An 8,563-nucleotide genomic window follows, 5' to 3' on the forward strand; every position below is an offset into this window, starting at 1 on the left:
TTTCAAGATATCGATAAAAACTTGACTTATGCACTTTACATTCCTAGAATCTTTGTTTTAGTCTTACTCATAATGTCAATAACAGTATTAAGTGTACTACAAATAATATTGGTTGTCATTTTAGCAACCTTAGTGCTTTCGCGTCCTCCTGGGAGTAGTTCATTAAGTGGTTTTAATAACTCACAACACGGACTCAATTTAATGGTTTCAGTGAAACATTCAGCAAATCTCCTTAGCAAAATAACGGCTATAGTTGTTGGGCTATTTATAGTAAACACATTATTATTGTCAGGATTGTGTTCAAAAAATGTACACAAAAAGTCGATTGTAGAGAGAATTATATCGGAAAAGAAACAAGAAAATGAATCTACTTCCGTTCCTTTTGAAGATTAATGAAAGAAGCTAAATTTATCTTTATAACAGGTGGGGTCGTTTCATCCATTGGCAAGGGTTTAGTCTCTTCAAGTATAGGTGCGCTTCTTCAAGCTTATGGTTTTAAGGTACGTATTAGAAAGCTTGATCCATATTTGAATATTGATCCTGGAACAATGAGTCCAACTCAGCATGGGGAGGTGTTTGTTACCGAAGATGGTGCTGAAACTGATTTAGATCTTGGGCATTATGAACGTTTTACTGGAATTAAAGCAACTAAAGACGACAATATAACGACTGGTAAAGTATATCACGAGTTGCTGAAGAAAGAAAGGCGTGGTGATTATTTAGGTAAAACTGTACAAGTTATTCCTCATGTAACAGATTTGATTAAATCATTTATTTTTAATGGTACGGAGGACTTAGATTTTGTAATATGTGAAATAGGTGGAACTGTAGGCGATATTGAAAGCCAACCGTTTTTAGAAGCCATACGTCAAACCAGTTATAAGTTTGGAAAACAAAGAGTTATCCTTATTCACCTAACCTTAGTACCATATCTAACTGCAGCGCAAGAACTAAAGACAAAACCAACACAGCATTCAGTTCGAGAGTTAAATTTTGCTGGGTTACAACCAGATATTATATTATGTCGTAGTGAAAAGAAAACCTCTGATGATCAAAAAAGGAAAATAGCTAACCTTTGTAATGTCTCTTTATCTAATGTAATATCTGCTCCTGACGTGAATCATATATATGAGTTGCCGGTCTTATATAATCAATCTGGGCTTGGTACACAAATTCTAGAACACTTTCATTTAAGTAAACCACAACCAAACTTAACTGAATGGGATCAAATAGTACTTTCTATAAGAAACTCAACACAAGAAGTCACTGTATCTATAGTAGGAAAATACACTGAATTCCCTGACGCATATAAATCATTGGTTGAAGCATTAAATCATGGTGCAATTAGTAACAAAGTCAAAGTAAAGATAAATTGGGTTAACTCGAGGGAAAAAAATAAAGAACCTATTGATGNAAAATTTATAGGAGAAAAGCTACAAAACTCTCATTCAATCCTTGTGCCAGGAGGGTTTGGTGACGATGGAGTAGAGGGTAAAATATCAGCAATAAGTTACGCCCGTAGGCATAATATCCCATTTTTTGGAATATGTCTTGGTATGCAGCTTGCAGTTATTGAATTTGCTCGCAATGTCATTAAGCTTGAGGATGTACACTCCGAAGAATTTTGTACCTGTAAGCACCCAATTATTAAGCTAGCTGGTGATAAGGGCGCTGATATTGGTGGAACTATGAGACTTGGAGCGTATAAATGTAATATAAGCGCAAATTCTAAAATGGCAGATGTATATGGTAATACCACTATCTCCGAAAGGCATAGGCACAGATATATAGTTAATTTGGATTATAAAGATGATTTAGAAAAAAATGGGCTAATATGCAGCTGTATATCAGAAGATGGAACATGCATAGAAGCAGTAGTGTTAGATAATCATCCATGGTTTACTGGTGTGCAATTCCACCCGGAATTTCAATCAAAGCCGTTTTCTCCTCACCCTCTTTTTGTATCCTTTATTAAAGCAGCAGTCAATAAAATTAAAAGAAAGAAGACTAACAGAGAAAATGTTTAAATATCGATACATGGAGCTTGCTGTAGAGCAAGCAAAGATTGCTCAGAAAAATGACGAAATTCCTATAGGAGCTGTAATAGTCAGTGGAAGCAATATAGTTTCTTTTGCACACAATATATACAATGATCCAACTGCGCATGCAGAAATGTTAGCAATCAGACAAGCATGTAAATTGCTTTCAACACCAATACTTTGTGATGTTGACATGTATGTGACATTGGAACCGTGTCCGATGTGTGCTCAAGCTATCTCTTTTGCAAGAGTTAGAAGGGTATACTTTGGAGCTTATAATCCTAAAGGTGGAGGAATCGAGAATGGTGCTAGAATATTTCAATTTTGCAGCCATGTACCTGAAGTTTACGGTGGGATATTAGAAACAGAATGCTCTTTTTTGTTAAAGGATTTTTTTGAAAAGTTAAGGACTTAGTTTAGGTTACCGATTATCATTAAATTTTTCTGTCACTTCAACGCACTGGTTAAAATCAATTGATGAGTGTTCTCAATTTTATAATTTTCAATTTCGCAACCTTGTTAACTTAGCAACGGTAACAACGTTTATACCATCAGCAAGTGGTATTGCTACTTCAGTTTTTCCTTTCTCTATACCGATTTCTATATCTTCCTTTCTCCTTTATTGTTTTTTTCTATATTCTTTTAAAAGAGCAACAGCGCTCTATACTAGCTTGTTAATTGTTTTGCTTCATTTTAAGGGAATTTAGGTAATTCAATAGATATAAATTGAAAATCTTATGAGCTGTATTTATTAGTTTTATTATCTTAGAAAATAGAACATAGCTCAAGGTTCAATAAAGAAGACCTCTTAAAATAAACTGTGGCAGCGTAATATTAAGTGCTTTTTTAAAGCTTTTATTACGAGTAAGCTATATTTCTGACCATAAATCTGTTATCAATAAAACCTTGATATCAGTATACAAGGACATTTTTTTTCTCCATAACAAAGACTTTTTTAAACTTCAGACCCAGTTTTGGATCGAGGGATTTTGAAAAGGTCACACTAAACCAATTTAAAAAGTACTAATAATAGTATGATACTTTTAACATGTATAGAGTTTATATCAGAATTTTACCAGTCGCATTTTTTATCTTGCGGTTTTATTTGTAATATTGCCACCAAACCGACTAATAAACAGAGAACTATATAAAGCCCAGCTGCAAAGTTTACTTGAGGAAATGTTATAGTAAACCAAGTGCATATCATAGGAGTAAATCCACCATGAAAAGCAAAAGAAATATTGCGTGATAAACTCACTCCACTGAATCTAACATTGGTAGGAAAAAGTTCAGATGCAACTATTCCTATAGGGCTTATACCTTTTTCTACTGCAGAAAGAACCATTATACTAAGCATAATTATGAGATAACTTTTATAGTGGTACGCAATAGATAATATAGGGCAACATAGTACCATTGTAATCACTATAAACAAGATCGCAGTGCGTTCTTTGCCTATTCTATCGGCTAACATTCCAAGCGCTATTGCGAATATTGGCATTAGTATACTGGTTATAATCAACATAATCTCATTGACATATGTTGTTACATATGTTTTAACTGATACTGTCTCTTTTGCAAGAGTTCGGAGAAATATGGTAAATCCAACAATAACATTAACTGGTACTGATATTAAAACAGCAAGTATAAGACTTCTCTTGTAGTGTTTTATAAGCTCTATTATTGGTAAATCTGGCAGATTTTTTTGCTTTTGATCCTTTTCATACTCTAAAGTTTCTTCCAATGTGTATATACTACATGTGCTGATTAACCCTAAAATAGCTGAGAAAGTGAACGGCAGTCTCCAACCCCAAGTATTAAAATCAGTGTTTTTCTTGCAGATGATTACTATCATTACAGAAAGCAAGATGCCAATAGAGCGACCTAAACTTGTTATTCCACAAAACGCCCCTAGCTTTTTCTTATCAGGTAAGTGCTCTATTAGATAAACAGAACTGCCTCCTTGTTCAGCACCGAACGCAATTCCTTGTGTTACATGGATTGCAAGAAGCAATATAGTAGAAGTTATACCTATTTGATTATAACTTGGAATAAATGCAATGAGGCTAGATGGAATCGATATTAACAAGATGGCAATCATTAATGCCATTTTCCTTCCGTACCTATCACCAATATGACCGAATGCAGATGCGCCAAGTGGTCTTACCATTGCACCCAAACCTGCAATTCCAAATAATTGGAGTATGTTGTAGTAAACATCCTTTGCAGAACAAAACTCCCTGCTGATTATATTAACCAGATCAATAAAGAGCATATGATCATACCATATTGTGACTTTGCAGAGTATTGTTGCTAACAACGTTTTTGTTTGCTGATTATACACTAAATTCAACTTATAAATATTTGCCTATTCCATTGTGGCTGTTTTTTAGAATTTAGTAAAGCTACAACCTTGGGTTGTGGAATTAACTTTTTATTATAGTATGTAATAATTGAGGTTATTAAAAATTTAGTGGTAAGGTTAAGAGATGAGCCCATTGTAAAAAATCAGTATGATGAAGCATAGTTTCTAACAACCTCAACATCACTGAATTCAATAGCTTGACCATTTATGATTTGGGATCTTTCGTGTCCTTTTCCTGCGATCAACAGGATCATGCCTTTATTGTAAGAAATATCTATACCTTTTTCTATAGCTTCTTTCCTATCTTCTACCTCTATTGCATCAGGACAATGTAGCAAAATATCACGACGAATTTCTGTTGGATTTTCATCACGCGGATTATCATTTGTGATTATAACTTTCTCTGCATACATTTGTGCTATTTTACCCATTTTTGCACGTTTTGTCTGATCGCGATTACCACCACAACCAAAAACTAGAACTATTTTTTTATTGAAGTGCCATTTTAAAGACAATATCGCTTGTTTAAGTGCACTTGGAGTGTGTGCGTAGTCTACAAACACAAAGGGTTTTACCTTTTCCATTCTTCCCGGTGGAGAAATAAGCTTATCTATACACATTCTTTTGTAATCCAATCCAGACGAGATAGCTATACCGATTGCACACATTAAATTGCATGCTTGAAATTGTCCAAAAACTGGAAAAAACACGTTATAAACCTCGTTACTGACTTTAATCGTTAGGTATTGGCCATTTAGTGCTGGTACTTGCTTTATTAAGGTAATGTTAGAGCTTTTCTTTCCATAAGTTATAACTTTGTTGCCACGTTTTTTAGCTATCTTAAGTAATGCATAGTGCTTATCTATATTTGCATTTAAAATTACTGTTTTTTCTTTTGATAGTACCTCATGAAATAACCTTTTCTTAGCCTTGAAATATTTGCTGATGTTCTGATGATAATCTAAATGGTCTTGTGAGAAATTTGTAAAAGCCGCAGCAGTTAACTCAAGTCCATGAATTCTGTACTGATCAATTCCATGACTTGAAGCCTCAAATGCTAAATACTCTATACCTTTACTATTTATATCACATAGTGTTGCATAAAAGTCATCTGCATCTGGAGTGGTAAGGCTATTATGATTAGCTTTCCTTTCATTATTAGTATACATTCCAAGTGTTCCAATGGACGCCGCATTATAGCCAGCATTTTGCCAGATCTGACGGCAAANCTCTACCACTGAAGTTTTGCCATTCGTGCCTGTTACAGCAGCAACATATTTAGGCTGTTTGAATTGATAAAATCTGCTAACTATTTTGCTATATATTTCTTGAGGATTTGGGTGAAAAATATAAATTCGAGAGTCATGCACTATAAAATTTGCTATTATAGCTGCAGTTTTTATATCACTTATACACTTTTCATGTTCCTTTGATATACAAACAAAAAGGTATCCTTCTTTGACTCTCTTAGGGTTACACGTGACACCTTTGATTTCAATATCAAAAGTAACATCAATAATGTTATATAGTAACTCCCTCAGTTTCATGCCTTACTTCATCAGCTTAAAAAGCCAAACATGGCAGCCTAGCTAGTGCGGCATCTAAGTCAGAGATTAGATCTTCAGGATCTTCTAGTCCACAAAATATCCGCACGAAACTTCCATCATAATCCAAATGCATTACAGATCTTGGCATAGATTTACGATCTATTGGTAACATTAAACTATCGCACCCTCCCCAAGAAGCACCAATACTAAAAATTTTCATATGATCAACCATGTAACTGAGCTCTTCACATAAATACTCTCTATCTAGTACTATACTAAATACGCTACTTGCTCCTTTGAAGTAATTTTTCCACAACTCGTGCTGAGGATGAGAAGGAAGCGCTGGATATAAAACCTTTTTAACTTTTGGATGCTTCTCTAACCATTTTGTTACTTTCATGGCTGTGCTTTGATGCCTTTTTATGCGTATATGCAATGTTCTAAGTCCCCTGTGTGCAAGGTAACAATCGTGCGACTGAACGGTGACTCCATAATTTTTATAGCTTTCATAAAGTAATTTAAAAATTTCACCTTCTGCAACAACGGCTCCCATCAATAAATCTGAGTGACCGGCTATATACTTTGTAAGTGCGTATAGAACAACATCAATCCCATAATCAAGCGGTTTAAATAATAAGGGAGTAGCCCATGAATTGTCACAAACGGTTATGATTTTATGTTCCTTAGCAGTTTTTGCTATATGCTCTACATCCGAAATCTCAAACGTCACAGAACCTGGAGTTTCAATCATTATCAATGAAGTATTATTCCTAATCAAACTGGTTATACTCTGCGTTGGATCATAAAAAGTTACTTTTACTCCTCTTTTTGGTAGCTCACTTTCAACAAATCTTCTAACTCGGTAATAACTATTATCTTGAACCAGAATATGCGAACCTGCCTTAGCAAAAGTCAGAATAGCAAAAGCAAGTGCAAACAACCCAGAAGGGTAGATCAATGCTTGTCCCCTACCTTCAACTTCGGCAAGCGCATTTGAAAGATAATGAACAGTGGGAGTACCAACATTACTATAACTGTAATCCCTCAACACACCATCGTTGATTACATCATATATGCTCTCTCCGTTTGCTGCATTTAAGTAGTCCTTGTAAGTAGGAAATAATATAGTAGAAGAATGATAAATTGGAGGGTTCATGGAACCTTTATAGTCATTGAATTTTCTTCCTGCTTTAATCAATAAAGATTCTTCTTTCATACTTTTACTATTTTGTTTTTAACATTATATTCGCTTTGCGTATAGAAATGAAGAGAAATTGCATGTATTAGCTCTATTTCGCTTTTTAGTAATCCATAAATCAATCTGTGTCTTTTTAAAGCGTTCATTCCGATAAAGCTATTAGATATTAATATTAGCCTGATATGTGAAGGTAATGCTGAAGATGAAGCAAAATAATGATCTGCATGTTCTATAGACTCATCAATAATATCAATATCAATTATATCTATTGAATTTCGTATTTTTTCTTTTATCACTTTAATGATACTCATATTGTTGTCGGAATGTTGAACCTCATGTTAAAACTATTTAATAAAAATTAGAACCTTTCGTATAAAAAGGACAAATTGCTATAGCAAGAACATCAGTAGCATGGTGACATTTTATATTTAAGTTGTCAACCATCTATTTCACCATAAATATAATCTGATCTTTATTAGCGTGGCCATTTCCAGTAANACTTTTTTACGTAATTTACGTCATATTCACTTATAGTCAGCTCTGTCATTTCTAACACTAAACTTATGATTTCTCTTGCATATCCTAAAGTTAGCGAAGATTTTGAATTTTTATTAACAAAAATTTTCTCCGCTGAGCTTCATTTGGAGAATATAAAGAAATTAACTTTTTTAATTGTTCAAAAACTATATGTAGGTGTGTTTACCAATGTTACTACCCAAAATTCAATACTACTTTTTTTACTTAAATTAATAATAACTATCCAGTCTTTACTTATCCGTGATCAAGATCTATTATTTTAACCATTCAATAAACGCTTAACCAATATACAAACACAAACACAAATATCCAGACTACATCTACAAAATGCCAGTACCAAGAAGCAAATTCAAAGCATAAATGATCTTGAGGTGTAAATTGATCTTTCTGAGCTCTAAATAAACACACTAATAAGAATATTATTCCTATTATAACGTGCACACAGTGAAATCCAGTAATCATATAAAAATTGGATACATAGATTAGTTTTTCTCCTGTTTCTTGTAGAGAAAAACTTGCCTCATGATACTCTATTGCTTGCACTATTGTAAAAAATACCCCAAGCAATATAGTTATAGACAACATTTTAACCATACTCTCTTTATCGTTTTTAAGTAAAAAGTGATGTGCCGAGGTGATTGTTGTACTAGAAAGTAATAATACTAATGTATTCATGAACGGTAATGACCACGGATTAAGAGGTAAAATTCCTCTAGGAGGCCATTTAACTTTATCTGTGGGAGAAAATCCTTCAAATAAAAAAACTGGATCAAGCCAGGCTTTAAAGAATGAACAAAAGAATGACACAAAAAACATAACTTCTGAAAGGATAAATAAATACATTGCAATCTTGAGTCCATGTTTTACAATTGCGGTA

The 8,563-nt window shown here is 33.7% G+C and carries 8 protein-coding genes and 1 pseudogene; 3 read left to right on the top strand and 6 right to left on the bottom strand.

Translation table 11 applies throughout. The features are described from left to right. Positions 1–72: 72 nt before the first annotated feature. The 3 genes from secG to HSX44_RS01665 all read left to right on the top strand — a co-directional run bounded on the left by secG (position 73) and on the right by HSX44_RS01665 (position 2,454). On the top strand, positions 73–393 hold the full coding sequence (gene secG / locus HSX44_RS01655) for a preprotein translocase subunit SecG (RefSeq protein ID WP_275602029.1): 321 nt from the start codon (positions 73–75) through the stop codon (positions 391–393). Next, positions 393–2,027, top strand: a complete 1,635-nt coding sequence (locus tag HSX44_RS01660) for a CTP synthase (RefSeq protein ID WP_275602030.1) — start codon at positions 393–395, stop codon at positions 2,025–2,027. Before secG ends, HSX44_RS01660 begins: the two co-directional genes overlap by 1 nt. Positions 2,028–2,037: 10 nt before the next feature. After that, positions 2,038–2,454, top strand: a complete 417-nt coding sequence (locus HSX44_RS01665) for a nucleoside deaminase (protein ID WP_275602031.1) — start codon at positions 2,038–2,040, stop codon at positions 2,452–2,454. 657 nt (positions 2,455–3,111) lie between these two features. On the opposite strand, the gene HSX44_RS01670 is transcribed toward HSX44_RS01665, so the two are convergent. The 6 genes and pseudogenes from HSX44_RS01670 to HSX44_RS01695 all read right to left on the bottom strand — a co-directional run. Continuing rightward, positions 3,112–4,383, bottom strand: a complete 1,272-nt coding sequence (locus tag HSX44_RS01670) for an MFS transporter (protein WP_275602410.1) — start codon at positions 4,381–4,383, stop codon at positions 3,112–3,114. 164 nt (positions 4,384–4,547) lie between these two features. Continuing rightward, positions 4,548–5,951, bottom strand: coding sequence for a UDP-N-acetylmuramoyl-L-alanyl-D-glutamate--2,6-diaminopimelate ligase (locus HSX44_RS01675; protein WP_275602032.1), 1,404 nt, complete (start codon positions 5,949–5,951; stop codon positions 4,548–4,550). A gap of 16 nt (positions 5,952–5,967) precedes the next feature. Further along, the gene (gene metC, locus HSX44_RS01680; RefSeq protein ID WP_275602033.1) at positions 5,968–7,167 is read right to left on the bottom strand and encodes a cystathionine beta-lyase; all 1,200 of its coding nucleotides are present in this window, start codon (positions 7,165–7,167) and stop codon (positions 5,968–5,970) included. After that, on the bottom strand, positions 7,164–7,460 hold the full coding sequence (locus HSX44_RS01685) for a BolA/IbaG family iron-sulfur metabolism protein (protein WP_275602034.1): 297 nt from the start codon (positions 7,458–7,460) through the stop codon (positions 7,164–7,166). The genes metC and HSX44_RS01685 overlap by 4 nt, the downstream gene beginning before the upstream one ends. A gap of 37 nt (positions 7,461–7,497) precedes the next feature. Then, positions 7,498–7,953 (bottom strand): annotated as a pseudogene (locus HSX44_RS03925) (crossover junction endodeoxyribonuclease RuvC). After that, positions 7,954–8,563, bottom strand: a 610-nt coding sequence (locus HSX44_RS01695) for a cytochrome c oxidase subunit 3 (protein WP_275602035.1), incomplete at its 5' end; no start/stop codon positions are given. It lies immediately after the preceding pseudogene.

Origin of the sequence: Wolbachia endosymbiont of Onchocerca gibsoni (assembly GCF_029169405.1) — a bacterium.
Classification (GTDB): Bacteria; Pseudomonadota; Alphaproteobacteria; order Rickettsiales; family Anaplasmataceae; genus Wolbachia.

Excerpts from the sequence above, each read along its gene's own strand:
- secG (WP_275602029.1), top strand. The coding sequence starts at position 73 with ATGTCAATAACAGTATTAAGTGTACTACAAATAATATTGGTTGTCATT.
- HSX44_RS01665 (WP_275602031.1), top strand. The coding sequence starts at position 2,038 with ATGGAGCTTGCTGTAGAGCAAGCAAAGATTGCTCAGAAAAATGACGAA.
- metC (WP_275602033.1), bottom strand. The coding sequence starts at position 7,167 with ATGAAAGAAGAATCTTTATTGATTAAAGCAGGAAGAAAATTCAATGAC.
- HSX44_RS01685 (WP_275602034.1), bottom strand. The coding sequence starts at position 7,460 with ATGAGTATCATTAAAGTGATAAAAGAAAAAATACGAAATTCAATAGAT.